14 protein-coding genes are annotated in these 17,187 nt (G+C 60.9%); 5 read left to right on the top strand and 9 right to left on the bottom strand.

Annotated features, from left to right (window positions below; genetic code table 11):
* Window positions 1–47: 47 nt before the first annotated feature.
* Window positions 48–872: a flagellin gene (locus Q1V51_RS11960; protein WP_300556647.1), complete on the bottom strand. Its 825-nt coding sequence runs from the start codon at window positions 870–872 to the stop codon at window positions 48–50.
* Window positions 873–1,218: 346 nt separating this feature from the next.
* Between Q1V51_RS11960 and Q1V51_RS11955 the strand changes: the two genes are divergently transcribed.
* A complete protein-coding gene (locus Q1V51_RS11955; protein ID WP_300556645.1) occupies window positions 1,219–3,807 on the top strand; it encodes a M14 family zinc carboxypeptidase in 2,589 nt (862 codons plus the stop codon).
* Window positions 3,808–3,934: 127 nt separating this feature from the next.
* Window positions 3,935–4,381, top strand: a complete 447-nt coding sequence (locus Q1V51_RS11950; protein WP_300556643.1) for a BLUF domain-containing protein — start codon at window positions 3,935–3,937, stop codon at window positions 4,379–4,381.
* A gap of 112 nt (window positions 4,382–4,493) precedes the next feature.
* Here Q1V51_RS11950 and Q1V51_RS11945 read toward each other — a convergent pair whose 3' ends face one another.
* Window positions 4,494–6,566, bottom strand: coding sequence for a M3 family metallopeptidase (locus tag Q1V51_RS11945; RefSeq protein ID WP_366522746.1), 2,073 nt, complete (start codon window positions 6,564–6,566; stop codon window positions 4,494–4,496).
* Between the two features lie 294 nt (window positions 6,567–6,860).
* On the opposite strand from Q1V51_RS11945, the gene Q1V51_RS11940 reads away from it, so the two are divergent.
* From Q1V51_RS11940 to Q1V51_RS11930, 3 genes are all read left to right on the top strand, one after another.
* The gene (locus Q1V51_RS11940; protein ID WP_300556639.1) at window positions 6,861–7,448 is read left to right on the top strand and encodes a DUF1134 domain-containing protein; all 588 of its coding nucleotides are present in this window, start codon (window positions 6,861–6,863) and stop codon (window positions 7,446–7,448) included.
* Window positions 7,449–7,460: 12 nt separating this feature from the next.
* Window positions 7,461–7,985, top strand: coding sequence for an N-acetyltransferase (locus Q1V51_RS11935; RefSeq protein WP_300556637.1), 525 nt, complete (start codon window positions 7,461–7,463; stop codon window positions 7,983–7,985).
* A 94-nt stretch (window positions 7,986–8,079) separates the two neighbouring features.
* Window positions 8,080–9,414 carry a hypothetical protein gene (locus Q1V51_RS11930; RefSeq protein ID WP_300556635.1) on the top strand — a complete coding sequence of 445 codons (1,335 nt, stop codon included), beginning with the start codon at window positions 8,080–8,082 and terminating at the stop codon, window positions 9,412–9,414.
* 96 nt (window positions 9,415–9,510) lie between these two features.
* Here the strand turns inward: Q1V51_RS11930 and Q1V51_RS11925 are convergent, their stop codons facing one another.
* From Q1V51_RS11925 to rplT, 7 genes are all read right to left on the bottom strand, one after another.
* Window positions 9,511–10,182: a hypothetical protein gene (locus Q1V51_RS11925; protein WP_300556633.1), complete on the bottom strand. Its 672-nt coding sequence runs from the start codon at window positions 10,180–10,182 to the stop codon at window positions 9,511–9,513.
* A gap of 39 nt (window positions 10,183–10,221) precedes the next feature.
* Complete coding sequence (locus Q1V51_RS11920; protein WP_300556631.1) at window positions 10,222–11,664, bottom strand: peptidoglycan-binding protein; 1,443 nt, start codon at window positions 11,662–11,664, stop codon at window positions 10,222–10,224.
* 286 nt (window positions 11,665–11,950) lie between these two features.
* Window positions 11,951–12,547 carry a nucleotidyltransferase family protein gene (locus tag Q1V51_RS11915; protein WP_300556629.1) on the bottom strand — a complete coding sequence of 199 codons (597 nt, stop codon included), beginning with the start codon at window positions 12,545–12,547 and terminating at the stop codon, window positions 11,951–11,953.
* Window positions 12,544–14,946 (bottom strand): phenylalanine--tRNA ligase subunit beta, encoded by a 2,403-nt coding sequence (gene pheT / locus Q1V51_RS11910; RefSeq protein ID WP_300556627.1) that lies wholly within the window; start codon window positions 14,944–14,946, stop codon window positions 12,544–12,546. Before pheT ends, Q1V51_RS11915 begins: the two co-directional genes overlap by 4 nt.
* Before the next feature lie 58 nt (window positions 14,947–15,004).
* Window positions 15,005–15,613 (bottom strand): hypothetical protein, encoded by a 609-nt coding sequence (locus Q1V51_RS11905; protein ID WP_300556625.1) that lies wholly within the window; start codon window positions 15,611–15,613, stop codon window positions 15,005–15,007.
* A gap of 7 nt (window positions 15,614–15,620) precedes the next feature.
* Window positions 15,621–16,703, bottom strand: a complete 1,083-nt coding sequence (pheS, locus tag Q1V51_RS11900) for a phenylalanine--tRNA ligase subunit alpha (RefSeq protein WP_300556623.1) — start codon at window positions 16,701–16,703, stop codon at window positions 15,621–15,623.
* Window positions 16,704–16,847: 144 nt separating this feature from the next.
* Window positions 16,848–17,187: 50S ribosomal protein L20 (gene rplT, locus Q1V51_RS11895; RefSeq protein WP_300532308.1), on the bottom strand; the 340-nt coding region annotated here is incomplete at its 5' end.

Here is a 17,187-nt window from a genome sequence, read left to right as displayed (position 1 = left end):
CAGGTCCCGGACCGTTTAGGACGCCGGTCCGCGCCGCAAATCAGCGCTTAGGTAAAGTAGCCCAGGATGGTTGCCGGCGCGGAGTTCGCGATCGACAGGGCCTGGACACCCAATTGCTGTTTAACCTGCAAGGACTGCAGGCGAGCACTCTCGCTGGCGAGGTCGGCATCGACGAGATTGCCGATCCCTTTTTCCAGAGCATCGGACAGTTTACCGACGAAGCTCTTGTGCACCTCCAGAGACTTCGAGCCGGTACCCATGCGGGCGAGGGACTGGTTCATATTGTCCAGCGATGTCTCGATAGCCGTTACGATCGACGTTGCGTCCCCGGCGGTTGCAAAGGAGGCCGTCGCGCTCAACGTCACGATCGCGCCGCCCAGCGAAAGATTCTCGTCAGAGATCCGGATGGTGCTCGTCCCGTCAGCATTGGCCAGGGCGGAGATCGAGGTCACCGATCCGTTGATCATATTCGTCCCGTTAAAATCCGCATTCGAGATAATGGTACCGATCTGATCACGCAGCGACTTGAAGTCCTCGTTCAGCGCGGCCCGAGAGGACGTGTCGAGCGAGGTATCCGCTGCTGCGAGCGCTTTTTCCTTCATCTCCACCAGCAGATCCGACACAGCCTCGCCTGCCGCGAGGGCGACATCGACGGTCGAGACGCTGAGATCGAGGGAATTACTTACGGCCGCGTAGCCGCGAACGTCCGAGCGCATCTTCTGAGCGATGGCGAAGACGCCACCATTGTCTTTGGCAGAAGCGACAGCGAGACCGGTATTGATCCGGCTTTGCACCTGCTCGAGTTGTTTGTTGGTCGCATTCAAATTCTGCAATGCGACCATCGCACCGGTATTGGTGTTGATCGTTGCCATTTCTTGGCTCCCACATCTGTTTACCCAACAGCTGGGGTGACGGGCCTTTCTGGCCTTCTGGTCGCTCCCAGTCGCACACACACCCTAGGGGAGATGTATAAATTATTCGAAAACAGTGGTTTTATTAGGCTTCTCTGTTGTTTTTAAAAGATATTACGATGCATGCTGAGTGGTGAGGTGGGCCATTTTGGCGATTCTTCCATGCAGGCTCGCAGCGCGCTTAACTATTCTTATACCGGAGTCTTGCAGCCGCGGATTCGGCGAGGCGAACACGGAAACGTCCATTGGCCGATCGTTCCGGGAGCGCTAGTTTAGCGCCGAGACAGGCATTTCCCGGGGAGACATCATGCTGAATTGGAAAGCCGCAGCGGCCGGCGTTACTTCGCTGTTTCTGGTGCTTAACACGGCGCCGGACACACACGCCGAACCCATCGATTTCTACCAGGTCGACGGTGTCGAATACGACGCCTCTATCCCGGCGCCGGAAGACCGGCTGGGTTTCGGTGTCGGCGAACACCCCATCCGGCATGATCAGCTGGTCAGCTACATGACTGAGATTGCCAATGGATCAGACCGGATTTCGGTCGAGACCATCGGCTATTCGCACCAGCGGCGCCCCATTCTGTTCTTCACCATCACCTCCCCGGAGAACCACGCCCGGATCGATGAGATCCGCGAGAGCCACCTCGCCCAACTCGACCCCTCGCAGCCGGCCGGAGATGGCCCTGCAGTCATCTGGATCAATTACGGTGTTCATGGCGCCGAGAGCTCAGGCATGGATGCCGCCATCCCGGCACTTTATCATTTCGCAGCAGCCCAGGGAGCGGAAATCGAGCAGACGCTCGATGATGCCGTGATCCTGATGACCGCGGTGTTCAATCCGGACGGTCACTCCCGCCGCGTCAACCATGTCGAGATGTTCGCCGGCTCGGCCCGGGTAACCAATCCCGCTCATGAGCAGCACAATTTGTGGACCCAGGCGCGGGTCAATCACTACTGGTTTGACCTCAATCGCCAATGGCTGCTGCAAACCCAACCGGAAAGCCAGGCCTGGCTGACCCAATGGCATCGCTGGAAGCCACAGGTCTCCGCCGACTTCCACGAGATGGGAACCGAGTCGACCTACTACTTCCACCCGGGTGAACCGCTCCGTCGCAATCCCCTGATCCCCGAGCGGGCACGCGATCTGACCATCGGCATTGCCCAGCGCCACATCGAATTCCTCGACAGCGAAGGGCGTCTCTACACATCCGAAGAGGGCTTCGACAATTTCTATGTCGGCAAGGGCTCGACCTATCCGCAGGTCAATGGCTCGCTCGGCATTCTGTTCGAGATTGGTGCTGCACGTGGCGGTCTGATCGAGGCCGAGCGCGGCCTGGTCAGCCATAGCGATAATGTCCGCACCCAGTTCCGCACCACCCTGACCACTGTCCAGGGTGCGCTGGACCAACGCGACGAAATCGCTGCTTATCAGCGTCAATTCTTTGCCGATGCTCTGGCTGCTGCCAGCGCCGACAATACGTCCGGGTATGTCATCGCTGCCGACGGCGACCCGGTCCGTCTCAACTATTTCCTCGACCTGCTCGAACGCCACGACATCCGCTTCTATGAAGCCGCGCGCGACATCCGGGCCGGTGGCCGCAATTTCGCGCCAGGCGAAGCCTTCATCGTGCCGCTGGAACAGCCGCAATACACGATGATCCGGTCGATGTTCGACCGCCCGACCGAGTTCGCCGAGAACGTGTTCTACGACGTCTCTGGCTGGACCATGCCTCTGGCCTACGACCTCGATTACGCCGAGCTGTCCAATATCCCGCGCGGCATGATGGGGGAGGAAGCGCAGTCTCAACCGCTGGCTCAACCCGCTCCGCCGGTCTCCAGCTATGGCTATATCGTCCGCTGGTCGGACTATTACGCACCCCGTGCACTCTACCGCCTGCTCGATGCCGATGTTCGTGTTCGTGTCGCCACCCAGGCGGTGACGATCCACACGCATCAAGGCCTGATGGACTTCACACCCGGAACTGTCTTCATCCCCTTTATGGGCCAGGAGATCAGCCGTGAAGCCATCCATGAGATGGTATCCGATATTGCCGCGGAAGATGGCGTACCGGTGTTCTCGGCCCTCTCCGGGTCAACGCCGGGCAATACACCCGACCTGGGCGATGGTGCGGGCTTCCGCAGTGTCGATCGGCCGGAAGTGCTGGTCCTTTTCGATGACGGCCTGTCGCTAAATGATGCCGGGGAAGTCTGGCATCAGCTCGATCACCGGATGCACATTCCGGTGACGCTGCGCCGCAAGGACCAGATCGGCAGCCTGGACTGGTCACGTTATACCCATCTGGTGATCGTCGGTGGCGGTCGTACCAGCCTTGGTGATGCGCAGGAACGGGTCGAGCAATGGGTGCGGGAGGAAGGCGGCATTGTCATCGCGACCCGCCAGGCAGCTCGGACGATGCAGAACGCCTTCTTTGGCGATGATGAAGCGGAGGCCAACTCTAGCGATGAGAATGACGCCCCTGTCGAGCGCCGCGACTACTCTTCGATGCGGATCAATGACGCGGAACACGTTATTGGCGGCACAATCTTCGCCGGTGATCTCGATACCAGCCACCCGATCGGGTTCGGCTATATGGATCGTTTCATCCCGCTGCACCGAAACACCACGATCGTGCTCGACCGGCCGGACAACGACCCGTTCGCAGTCGTCGTGGAGTACACCGAGGAGCCGCTGCTTTCCGGCTATGCCTCGCAGCGCCGCCTCGACGAGATCGCCGGAACGCCCGCGGTTGTTGCACGCCGAGCGGGAGCAGGCAGCGTTATCCTCTTCGTCGACAACCCGAATTTCCGCGCCACATTCCGCGGTACCGAGAAGATGTTCCTCAATGCGATCTTCTTCGGCGGCCTGATGGATCGCCCGCGCGGGGACTACTAGACATCGGTATTTGGAGGGCCCGCTTCAGGCGAGCCCTCCATAACAAGGTTATATTTTAAATAGGCTATCGAGAATTGACCCCTTATCAATTAGGGGTTTTATTTCCCTATGGATTATGGGGGAATCCGTGGACACAGCACGCCTAATTTACGTATCGACTGCAGCCGTACCGATTTCGCCGGACCTGCTCGACGACATCCTGGTGACCGCTCGAACGCGCAATGCCCAGTCCGGAATCACCGGGCTGCTTTGCGTGGTTGGCAACCATTTCATGCAATTACTCGAAGGTCCGGAGGCGGCCGTCAACAGCGTGTTTGAAAGCATCCGGCATGACAAGCGGCACAAGGATGTGATGATCATTCACACAGAAGCCACCTGCCACCGGCAATTTCCGGACTGGGCCATGGGCTTTGCCCAGACGACCGGAGCCTGGGCTGAAGCCAATGATAACTGGATCCGCGTCCGTCCGGCCCAGCTCGAAGACCTGCTCCCCAAGGACGTCGCGCCAGAGGTGCGCATGCTCTTTCTCAGCTTTCGCGGCGCCCGCGATATACATCTGGCCGAGGTGGGCTAGGCAGCTGCCTCCAAGTCAGCCGCATTAGTCGCGGCAACAAAATTGGCACGCAAGAAAACGGCCGGTGGATTTCTCCACCGGCCGCTCTTGTTTAGCGTTGTCCCCGCTAAATCTATTCAGTGACCGGAAAACCCCGATCGCGCATCAGCGCCGAGACATCCGCATCACGACCGCGGAACAAGCGATAGGCTTCCGCCGGATCAATCGCATTCCGAGGAGCGAAGAGGTGCTCCACCATGCGTGCTGCAAGTTCCTGGTCGTAATACCCGCCCGGCGCCTCCGCGAAGGCCTCCGAGGCGTCCGAGGTCAGTACATCAGCCCACATATAGCCGTAATAGCCCGACGAATAACCTTCACCAGAGAAGATATGCCCGAAGTGCGGGCTGCGATGACGCATGACGATTTCCTCCGGCATGCCAAGGCGCGCCAGGGTTTCACGCTCGAACGTGTCGGGGTCGCCAATCTCGCTCGGTTCCGTCGTGTGATAGACCATGTCCATCAGCGCCGAGGCCAGATATTCGCCGGTGGCAAAGCCCTGGTTGAAGTTTGCCGCCGCCCGGATACGCTCGATCAGCTCGGCCGGCATCGGCTCGCCGGTTTCTGCATGCACAAGATAATTCTCGACCACCGGGTCGGTCAGCAACCAGCGCTCGAGCAGTTGGGACTGGAATTCGGTGTAGTCACGCACACCACCATTCAGCGTCGGATAAGCGACGTTGGAGGAAAGGAAGTGCAGGGCGTGGCCGAATTCATGGAAGAAGGTTTCCGCATCATCCCAGGACACTAGCACCGGCTCACCCGGGGCCGGCTCGACAAAGTTGGAATTATTCGTCGCCAGCACATTGGTCGGGCCATCATAGGAGGTATGCGAGCGGAAGCTGCTGGCCCAGGCACCGGAACGCTTGCCCTGACGGGCAAAGGGATCGAGATACCACAGGCCGATATGATCACCGCTCTCGCGATCGGTGACTTCCCAGACCTTCACGGTGGGATGCCAGACCGAAACCTCGCCTTCCGGTAGCGGACGGAAGTCGAAGCCGAACAGTTCGCCGGCCACGTAGAACATGCCTTCGCGCAGATTATCGAGCTGCAGGTATTGCTTCACCTCGTCGCTATCGAGCTCGTAGCGCGCCTGGCGCACCTTCTCCGCATAATAGCGATAATCCCAGGGCTGGATGGTGATGCCAGCGCCTTCCGCGTCAGCGATCGCCTGCATGTCGGCGACTTCTTCCTCGATACGCGCGACCGCAGCACTCCACACGCCTTCCATCAGCTCCATGGCGCGCTCCGGGGTCCCGGCCATACGGTCTTCCAGGCGCCAGCTGGCATAGTTGTCATAACCCAGCAGACCAACACGCTCATCACGCAGGGTCAGGATCTGCATGATGATGTCGTTATTGTCGAATTCGCCGCCATTATCGCCGCGGGAGTAGTAGTTGCGCCAAACCTGCTCACGCAGCTCACGCTCATCGGAGAAGGTCAGGAACGGGTCCATCGAGGAGCGCGTATTGGTGACGGCATACATACCGTCCTGCTCACGCGCAGTCGCCGCAACAGCAGCCGCCTGAATATAATCATTCGGCAGGCCGCTGAGCTGATCCTCGGTCAGGAAGGTCACATAGCCTTCCTCGTCGTTGAGCACATTATTGGAGAAGCGCGTGTGAAGGCCGGCCAGCTCCTGCTGGATCTCGGCATAGCGGGCCGCTGCCTCACCTTCGAGCGTCGCACCATTGCGGGCGAAACCATCATAGGTCAGCCGCACGACACGCTGCTGATCCGGACGCAGGCTCGCCATTTCCTCGCCTTCATAGACAGCACGAACGCGGGCAAACAGGGCTTCATTCTGCGTGATCTGAGAGTTGAACGCGGCCAGACGCGGCGACAGTTCGCGCTGCAAGGCGCGGAATTCCGGCGTCGACATGTTGGAGCTCCAAATGCCCCAATAGGAGAAGATGCGGCTGAGTTCCTGGCCGCCGCGCTCCATCGCGACGATCGTGTTCTCAAACGTCGCCGGTTCCGGATTGCCCACGATGGCATCGATCTCTGCGAGGTTGATTTCCATGCCGCGCTCGACCGCGGCGGTCAGGTCGCTCATCTGCGCTGTCTGGAAATTCGGTACACCACCATAGGGACCACCCCACTCGGCCAGCAGAACATTGGCCGGCGCTTCGGCCGTGGCGGCCATCTGCGCGGTTTCAGCCTCGGTGACATTAGTCTGTTCAGCCGGCGTGCAAGCGGTCGCCAGAAGGGCAGTAACGCCCACCGTCATCATCATCAATTTGCGCATAACGCGACTCCCCTAATTTCTCTGGCGCGCAAACTAACGGCCCCAGACAAAATAGGAAAATGAAGAAATCATCAGGAATGGCGCCCAAACAAAGGGCAAACAGCCTGAATTTAACCCGCTGCTAACCCTTTCGCCGCTGTCTCGCCCCAATCGATCGCCACAAATCCGACGTCCCGTTCCTAGGAGTTCAACATGCGTGTTTTTCTCTCCCTTATCGCAGCCTTGACCCTGTCTCATGCCGCCCTGGCACAACAGGACCCTGATTATGGTCAACCAAGCGATTACTCCGAGCCGATCGACTCCTATTCTGAGGACGAGGTTGTCGATGCGGTAGCCGACTTCTTCGGAGTGACCGCCGAGGCCGCCGCCAGCGTGCTCGAGCGTGTTTTCTCCGACCTTGGCCGGCCGGTCGGCTATGTGGCAGGAGAAGAGGTCGCGGGCGCAGTCGGTGTGGGCCTGCGCTATGGCGAAGGCTATCTCACCATGAAGAATGGTGAACGCCACAAGGTCTACTGGCGCGGCCCGTCAGTTGGCTGGGACGCCGGCGGCAATGCCAGCCGGGTCTTCGTGCTGGTCTATAATCTGGATGACACCGACCTGCTCTTCCAACGTTTTCCGGGCGTTGAGGGGACCGCCTATTTCGTTGCCGGCCTCGGTGTGAACTATCAACGTGCCGATGACGTGACCCTGGCGCCGATCCGCTCGGGTGTCGGCCTGCGCGCGGGAGCCAATGTCGGTTATCTCGCCTATTCTCGCAATCGCCGCTGGCTGCCCTTCTAGGGCGACCGTTCGATGCAAATCCGGCCGATTGAATCCACCGACAGCAAGGCTGTCGGCGAGGTCCTCGACAAGGCGTTCAAGCGGGAAACCGAGCGTCTGATCGGGACCGCCCTGCGGGCCGCTGAAGCGGACACGCTGGAGCTGGTCGCCGAAATTGACGGCCAGATCGTCGGCGCGATCATGTTCTCGCCCGCGACTGGGCGCACAGTCCTTGAAGAGGAAGTCTTCGGGCTGGCACTTGGCCCCGTTGCCGTACTGCCGGAGTTCGAGCGTTGTGGAATCGGTTCGGCCCTAATTGATAGCGGGCTGGATTTCATCCGCCAGCTCGGGGTTCCTTTCTGCATGCTGCTGGGCCATCCGGATTTTTACCGGCGCTTCAACTTCAAGCCAGCCGCCAACTCCGGCTGGACATGGGATAAAGATCCGTCCGGCAAATATGGGGATGCTTTCCAGTTGCGGGTCTTCGACCAAGCGGCCATGCCGGACAGCGCCGTTGCGGCTAGCTTTCATCCCGCCTTTGACCTCGACAACGCATAGGGGACCCCGCGGATACGGTTTCCCCTTCGCCTCCAGGTCGCGCGGTGCCATAATACAGTATTGGCGCAAGTGGCTGCGCTTAGAGGGGTAATTCATGTCCAACGGTTTCATTCTGCTCGCCAGCATCGCCCTGCTGGTTGTCGTCGTGCTCGCTCGGCAAATACCGCTGCAGATCATTGGAAGCGTTCTCGCCCCGGTCGCCCGCCCGGTGATGCGGCTGTTTCGTATGAAACCACTCAATAAGGCCGGGACAGGTTCGGTGCTGGCGGCGCATACCGGCCCAAGTGCCTGGGCCGCCCTGTCACGCGCCAGCCGCAAGCGCACCGAAACCGAGCGCGCCCTCGGTGATGATTTCCAGCATGAGGAAAAACACCTGAAATCCCAGGGCGTTCTGTTCAAATGGATCGGTGTGGTCGTCGGCTATATGCGCGTCCCGACCGAGCTCACCGATGAGACATCCGAGCGCTATGACGAGCTGGGGGCGATTTTCCTCAATGGCCGCGTGCCGATCTCGGCCAATGCACAGAACCTCTATGAGGATGAAGACGGCGCGATCATGGCGTCGAAATTCCCTGAGGATGCAGGCTGTTTCTATCTGCTCAACCGGATGCGGCAGGTGATCAATGCCAATGTACGCAAGCTGACGGTGATCTTCTCAGCCATTATCGCCACCGTGCTCATCGTCAATTTGATCTATAATGACGGCACCTTGCTGAACTTCTCGGCCTTGTTCGGAATTACCGGTCCGCTGGCGCTCGGCCCGTTCTCGATGAGCCTGGATGATTTCAACGAGGCGATCTTTGCTGCGGTCACCACGATCGGTGGGGCCTTTGCCATGTGGATCGCCTACTATGTCGAGTACGCGCCCTATCAGCGCAATAATTTCCGGGAGTTATCCAATTTTATCACGCGCTATCTGGCGCGGCTGAACGACCATTACCGGACCGCGGAAGGTCGTGCAAAATCTGTCACTGTGGGCCAGGAGAAGGATGCTGCAAAGTTTTCCTCCGACGCCCGCAAATGGCATACCAATATCCTCTGGATCTCGATGCGGATCTTCTTCATCGAGAGCTTCCTGCGTGGGATTATGTTCCAGATTCTGCGCAATTCCGGCTATTATCTGGTGCTCGTTCCGTTGCTTTTCACCGTGATTCTGGCGGGGTTGAATACTGTTCTTTCCGACCTGACCGGTTTCGACACGGCGGCAAGGATCGCCGATCTCGGCCTGATCTTCGTTTTACTCTTCGTGGTCATGGTCGCCGTCTACATCGTCTTCCTGCGCCAGTCGATGACGAGTATCGACGAGATCAACCAGGATGAGTGGATCGGCTTTGACAGCCTCCTCGTCGACAAGGTGCTCGGCGATGTGGTGGGCAAATATGCTGAGGATGTCGGTTACTGGAAAAACCGTATCGGCGGCAGTTTCTAGCGTCGCGCTGGAGCGCCCGTGACGCCGAGGCGACAAACAGAAAGGGCGGGATGATGCCATCCCGCCCTGTTTTCTTTCAGCGCTGTCGCCGGGGCCTTACTGACCATCACCGGCCGAGAACGGTCCGTAATAGCTGTCGACCGTGCGCGGCTGGCTGTATTCGCCATAGTCGCGATCATCGCCTTCATGATGGTCGCGTCCTCGATGACGGCGGCCACGGTGATAGGGCTGATCGCAATCGCCGCAATACCGTGCGACTTCTGCCCGCACATCGGCCATGCGGTCGGCCAGATTGTGGAAGCGGACCTGGCTGTCGGACCAGAGATTTTGCGACTGCTGGCAGGAGCTCTCGGTATAATCATTGCGGATCATGCACTGATTATAGGCGCGGCAATTCTGCACCACGCTGTCATAGGACCCGTCCAGCTCAGCCTCAAACTGGGCCACCAGATAGACCACCGGGTGCACATCGCCGGGACCGGCATTGTAGAGTTCGGGTGAACGCAGGCTGTCGGCATTGACGCCGATCGGGTCATTCATGCCCGGGCCGACGGACACATCAGCGCCCAGAGCGCGCCGAATCTGCTGCGTTGAGGCCAGGAACTGGTTGCGGTCCTGCTCGTAGGATGTGGCCGAACACATCGAGCGGGCTTCATCATCGGTGTCCACCGCCGGGATGACGCCGCGATAGAAGACATGCTCATGCGTTCCGGGGTGACTGCAGCCTGCCAGTGCAAGCAGGGCCAGGCCCATTCCAATCTTCTTCATGTGTTCACTCCCATACTTGGCCGCGTGACGTGAACCGCATCACGGGGCTGGATCATCTCCGGAAGCCCGGCGGTCCGCGACCGCGTCGAGATAACAACCGGGTTGAATGGCATCATAAACAGCGTCGCGTTCGGCTTCATCAAGCCGCTCCTGCCACGCCTGGTAAAACGGATCGCTCGGCGATTGCGCCGCTTCGGACGACAGCCGGCGGGCAATCCGCTCCCAGCGCGCCGTGGCGGTGCCGCGCAGGCCTTCATTGTCGCGGATAAAACGCGACCGGGCATGGCCCAGCTCGGAGGCCCGGCGCAGATAGCTGTCCGCGCGCTCCGGGCTCTCGACCACACCACAGAGGCGATAGCTACCCTGGACAGTGCCGGTGCCGTAAACGAGGGCGAGATTGAAATTGGCCTCCGGATGACCGCGGGTCGCGGCGATCTCGAGCCATTCCAACGCCATGTCGACATTGAGCTCCACGCCCAGGCCGGTGGCGAACATAATACCGAGCAGGTTCTGGGCGCCTTCATCGCGCGCCGTGATCGCGGCATGGCACACCAGGTCGACCGTTTCCTGCGGGTTGAGCGCGCCGGTCTGGTCAAACCCCATATCAGCCTGGAAGTCGCGCACGGCCCGGCGGGTCGCCGGACCATAGGTGCCATCGACTTCCTCGGCATAATAGCCAAGGGCCGCAAGAGCCTGCTGGCGCAGCTGGAGATCAATGATCTCGCCGCCGACATTCTCACGTGCATAGCCGCGGGAAATCCGCTCCAGGCTCGCCGGCGTCGTGCGGCAGGCCTGTGCCAGCGCCGCGCTCTGCAGGCGCTGCTGTGCCGTCAGGGACGCTTGGGCGCCACCGCGGCGCGCGCCCGTGGAGACCGACCGGTTCCAGGCATATTGGGCATAATCCAGCTCACCAATGGACTGGTAGGCGTCGCCGATACGCAGCCAGCATCGCGCCAGGGCGGCATTGGTCACCGGGCGATCAAAACCGTGGCAGATATCGTCACCCGGGGTCGGGTAATAGCTGCCGCTGCCGTAACCGCGGCCCGTGAAGAAGCTCACCGATTCATCCAGCGTACGAGCCGAGCTGCCGCGGCGGGCACTCGAACCGGTGACGTCATCATCAACCGGCAGGCTGCTATCGCCGCTCGGACGCCCCGAATCACCCAGCACCTGGTTCGGGGGCAAATCAGCTTGCAGGTCGGAATTGGTATCCTGCGGTGTCACGCTGCTGCCGGCCGGGCGCGCCGACTGGGTCGACGGCAGGGCGGCCGTGGCATTAAGCAGGCCCGTTTCATTGCCTTGCGGCACGACAGGATTGGCAACGGTCTGACTGTCTACAACCGCATCGTCGCAAGCATTATTGGCGCAAAGTCCGGCGCGGTAGCTTTTCATGTGCGTAAAGGAAAGCAGCACAACAAGACCAATCAGCACCAGCACAGTCGCTGCTGCCTGCGCCAGAAAGGCTGTCCACCGTTCCAACATGATTTGATCCCACCCCCGATATCTGCGTGCGCCGATTATTGACCGACCGCCAAACGGCCCGTCTTCCGCATCGATCGCATCGAACCCGAAAAGGTCTCCCTCCCCCGCCGGGCCGATAACAGTCCGTTAACCATACTAAACAGGAACACAAATCTATGCCATACGCCAACCGATAATATGGCGAAAAAAATTATCCCCCGCAGGTTGAATAGGCAAAATTCCCCAATGGGTTGAATAACATCCCGGGGAGATGCTCAGGGCGCGACCAAACCGGTCGCTGCCGGGCTCAGATTTCAATCAAATCGAAGCTCAGCTCTGGCCAGACCGCTTTTTGCGCAGCGCATTTGCGGTTCCAGGCGTCAGCGCCCGCGAGATTCGCGACCGGCTTCACATGCAGCGACAACAGCTCGTCATAGCCGAACGGAGCAATCAGACCGGGCGCACCATCCGGGCGCTGGGCCAGCGCGACAGAATGGGTTCTGGAGGCGAAATGGCAAACGGCATCCTCGGTACTCACCAATGGCGCCCGGTCGGTGACGTACTGCTGATTGAACCAGATATGCACCCGGGCCTGATTGCAGGCCTCAACCTCGATACCGAGATCGTCAAACAGGCCGGCCACCTGCCGTGCGATCACGGCCTCGCTTTCGGCGCTCAGATCATCCGCATCGAAATAGGCGAGGTCATAGTCATTGATGCCGTAATCAGCCGGCCGGCCGGTGAGCCTGTTCCACACCGCCTTGTAGATCGACCCGGCCATGATGGCGCAATCGGGCAGGTCCAGCCCGGCGACACGTTCCAGGATCTCGCCATGCATGGGGTTGGCCAGGACCGCATCGAGGACAAACGCCTCCTGCTCTGCCCTGGCTATTCCCGGCTTCATCCGCGCAGCGATCCGCCCGTCGCCTTGACCGCCTTGTCGACGATCTTCTTGGCAATGACGTCGATCTCCTCGTCAGTGAGGGTCTTTTCACGCGGCTGCAGAGTAACCTCAAGACCGATCGAAACCTGTCCTTCGGGCACGCCCTGACCCTCATAGGTATCGAAGACGGATACGCCCGTGATCATCGCCTTGTCGGCGCCCTTGGCGGCACGGATCAGCGCATCGGCGGCGACCGACTTGTCGACCAGGAAAGCGAAGTCGCGGCGCACCGGCGTCAGCTCGGCCTTCTCCAGCGGCGTGCGCGCTTTCAGCCCATTGCCCTTTTTCGGCTGCGGGATGTTGTCGAGCACGATCTCGAAGGCGAGCACACGGCCGTCGATATCGAGTGCCTTGAGCACCCGCAGATGGATCTCGCCGAACTCGGCGATGACGTTTTTCGGCCCCAGGCGCATGACACCGGAACGGCCCGGATGCCACCATTCGCGCGCTTCGGCGACGGTCTGCAACGAGGCCACAGGTGCACCGGCAGCGTTCAACACCGCTTCCACATCGGCCTTGATGTCGAACACGTCGGGCTGACGCGAACCGGCCCAGTGGCGATCGGCATGTATCGGCAGGACGCCGGTCACGACGAGACGCTGACCGTCCGGTGCGTCGGACAGATAGATCGGGCCAACCTCGAACAGGGCCGCATCGGCCTGGCCGCGATCGGCATTGGCCTGCATGGCGGTGAGCAGGTGGATCAGCGCCGTCGGACGCATCACGTCGAGCTCGGAAGAGATCGGATTGTCCAGCTCCAGGCCTTCGCCATGACCGCCGAACAGGGCCGCCTGGCTCTTCTCGGCGAAGGACCAGGTCACGGCCTCGGAATATCCTCGCCCTGCCAGAGCGCGGCGCGCATACCGCGCGCGCAATTGCATCGGCGTCGCCGGCGCCTCGAAACGGCCCGGCAGGCGTTTCAGCGAGGTCGCGTTGAGATGATCAAAACCGTGGATACGGGCCACTTCCTCGACGAGATCCGCCTTGAGGCTGCAGTCCATGCGCCAGCTCGGCACGCCCACGGTGAGCACATCGCCCTCACCTTTCGGCTCGAAGCCCAGCGTTGCCAGGATGCGCACGATTTCATCGCGCGGTAGATCGAGACCGGTCAGGCGTTTGACTTCGGTCACCGGGAACTCGATGTCCGCCGGCTTGGCGGGAGCCTCGCCTGCAACGACAACATGGGACGCCTCACCGCCACAGATCTCTAGGATCAGGCGGGTGGCATACTCAATGCCATCACGGCAGGACTCAGGGTCCACACCACGCTCGAAGCGGTATTTCGCGTCACTGTCGATACCGGTCGCTTTCGCGGTCGCCCGGGTGATCAGCGGGTCGAACCAGGCGCTTTCGATGAAGACATCCGTGGTTTCCTCGGAACAGCCGGAATAGGTACCACCCATGACACCGCCAAGGCCGAGGCAGCGCGCGTCGTCGGCGATCACGCACATGCTCTCGCCCGGTGCGTAATCCTTGTTGTCCAGCGCTTCAAATGTGTCCGCCTCGCCGCGCCCCTTGCGGGCACGGATGACACCGCCCTCCAGCTTGGCCGCATCATAGACGTGCAGCGGGCGGCAGCGGTCATAGGAGATCAGATTGGTGATATCGGCGAGCGCATTGATCGGGCGCAGGCCAATCGCGGTCAGCGCCTTTTTCAGCCATTCCGGGCTCTCCACATTCTTAACACCGCGGATCATGCGGCCCATGAAGACCGGGCAGGCTTCCGGCCAGTCCAGCTCGATCGTCACCGGGCTGTCGAACGTGCCTTCGATCTCCCCAACCGGGACATCCTTGAGCGTGCCGATCCCGGTGGCCGCCAGATCACGGGCAATGCCGCGCACACCGAGCCAGTCGGGACGGTTCGGCGTGACCTCGAAATCAATGACCGGATCATCCTGGCCAAGCGCGGTTACAGCCGGCGTGCCGACCTCCCAATCGCCTTCCAGGTCGATAATACCGTCATGGTCCTCGCCGAGCTCGAGCTCCTTGGCCGAACACATCATGCCGTGGCTTTCGACGCCGCGGATCTTGCGCGGCTTCTTGTCGAGCGCGAAGTCGAGGCCGGGAATATAGGTGCCGAGCGGCGCGAAGACGGCGCGCATGCCCGTGCGCGCATTGGGTGCGCCGCAGACGATCTGCTTGATGCCGTCCCGGGTCTCAACCGTACAGACGCGCAGACGATCCGCGTCCGGGTGCTGCACGGCTTCCTGGACATAGGCGACCGAGAAGTCCGCGAATTTCTCCGCCGGATTGTCGATATCCTCGATCTCGAGACCGGCCATGGTCATGGCCTTGGCCAGCTCGTCGAGCGTGGCGTCGGTTTCAAGATGGTATTTCAGCCAGGAAAGGGGAAATTTCATGATCGGCTCCCGCCGTCGCTTGGAAAACTAGAGAATTGTGTGGGGTGAAGGAGTGCACTCATTCGCCCGGCTCCGCCGGAAAGTCACCGCCGTGATCGGCATCACCGAAGAGCTGGAAGACATCGCTGTCGGGCACGTCACAGGAGGGTACCGGGACCCGCATTTCATTGTCCGAGGTCGTCGTCCAGCAACGATCGAACACCGAGCAGTAACAGACCTCGACGGTCCAGTAGGCCCATTCGTCCAGGAGCGCGCTGAGCTCGGCCTCACCCAGCTGGCCACGCGGCCAGGAGAAAACTGCCGGCTCAACCTCACCGCCTGGAGCCAGCGCACGACCATTCACGCTCGACCAGGAGCGATCGAACCCGTCCGGCATGTGAGCGATCAGCGCATCGAAATCCATCGTCGTCTGCCCGTCGCGGATCAGATTGACGGCCTGGATCATGGCTGGGCCCACACCGTTATTGACGATGCGCAGGCCGAGGTCGCGGCGCTCCGCGCTGGATTGGATGAAGCCGTCCACCTGGATCACGGGCACGACTGAACCATGCTGCTGCGCCCGCATCACCCGGCCCTGATCCCAGGCGACAAAAAGCGCCGCCACGCCGACCAGCATGGCGCCGACCCCGGTCAGGGTTTGATGGTTATGTTTCAGCCAGCGGAGCATGGACAGTCTAGCTCAGCCCCGTTGCCAAATTCGCCTGCAGCAGCGGGCTGAAGCCGTAATGGGCCAGCCAGCGGGCGTCGGAATTGAAGAAGTCGCGCAGGTCCGGGGCGCCGTATTTCAGCATCGCCAGGCGATCCACGCCCATGCCCCAGGCAAAGCCCTGGTATTCATCCGGGTCGAGACCGCAATTGCGGATCACGTTCGGATGCACCATGCCGCAGCCAAGGATCTCCATCCATTGATTGCCCGAACCGACCTTCACGCCGGCGCCGACGCGCTCGTATTTCACGTCCATCTCGGCCGACGGTTCGGTGAAAGGGAAGTGGTGCGGACGGAAACGCGCCTCGACCTGGTCGGTCTCGAAGAAGGCGGCGATGAAGTCGAGCAGCACGCCTTTCAGGTGGCCCATATTGGCCTCCTTGTCGATCACCAGGCCCTCGACCTGGTGGAACATCGGCGTATGGGTCTGGTCCCAGTCGCAGCGATAGACGCGGCCCGGCGCAATAATGCGGATCGGCGGCTTCTGCTTCAGCAGCGTGCGGATCTGGACCGGCGAGGTGTGCGTGCGCAGGACCTTCCGCATGCCCTCGGCATCCGGCTTCATGAAGAAAGTGTCCTGGGTGTCGCGCGCCGGGTGACCTTCCGGGAAGTTCAGCGCGGTGAAGTTATGGAAGTCGTCCTCGACATCAGGGCCTTCCGCGACGGCGAAGCCCATATCGGCGAAGATCACGGCCAGTTCTTCCATCACCTGGGTGATCGGGTGCAGCGAGCCCTGGCGTTCCGGACGGACCGGCAGGGTGATATCGACCGTTTCCGAGGCCAGCGCGGCGTCCATGGCGGCGCTTTCCAGCACATCCTTGCGCGCGGTGATGGCGTCATTGAGCCGGGTTTTGAGCCCATTGAGGGCCGGGCCCATGACCTGGCGCTCTTCCGGGCTCATCTTGCCCAGCTCGCGCATCATCAGGCTGACCGAGCCCTTCTTGCCGAGCGCGGAAACGCGGATTTCATCCAGTCCGGCCTCATCACCGGCGGCTTCGATCTGATCGAGGACATCGCGTTCAAGCGTGTCGAGATTGGACGTGTCTAGCATGCCTGGCCCCTTACCTGTCGATGCCGGTTTAGCTTCTGTCATTTACACTGTCGACCGCCCGGCGCGGTCAGCAGATTGAGAAAAAGAAAAAGGCCCGCCGGCTTTGCGCTGGCGGGCCTTTTCCGGAACTCATTTCAGCCGGGTTTAGCCCAGCGCAGCGCGCGCCTGGTCGACCAGGGCCTTAAACGCTTCCGGCTCACGGATGGCGATGTCGGAGAGGACCTTGCGGTCAACTTCGATGCCAGCCTTGGTGAGGCCGTTCATGAAGACGGAATAGGTCATGCCGTGCTCACGGGCACCAGCATTGATGCGCTGGATCCAGAGCGAACGGAAATTGCGCTTTTTGGCGCGGCGGTCGCGATAGGCGTACTGGCCGGCTTTCTCCACAGCCTGCACAGCAGTACGGAACTGCTTGCGGCGGGCGCCGTAATAGCCTTTCGCCTTCTTGAGAACTTTCTTGTGACGGGATGCGGTCGCCGGACCG

The organism is Maricaulis sp., assembly GCF_030149235.1.
Lineage (GTDB): Bacteria > Pseudomonadota > Alphaproteobacteria > Caulobacterales > Maricaulaceae > Maricaulis.
The sequence above is the reverse complement of the archived record's forward strand: the minus strand, read 5'-3'. Positions and strand labels throughout refer to the sequence as shown.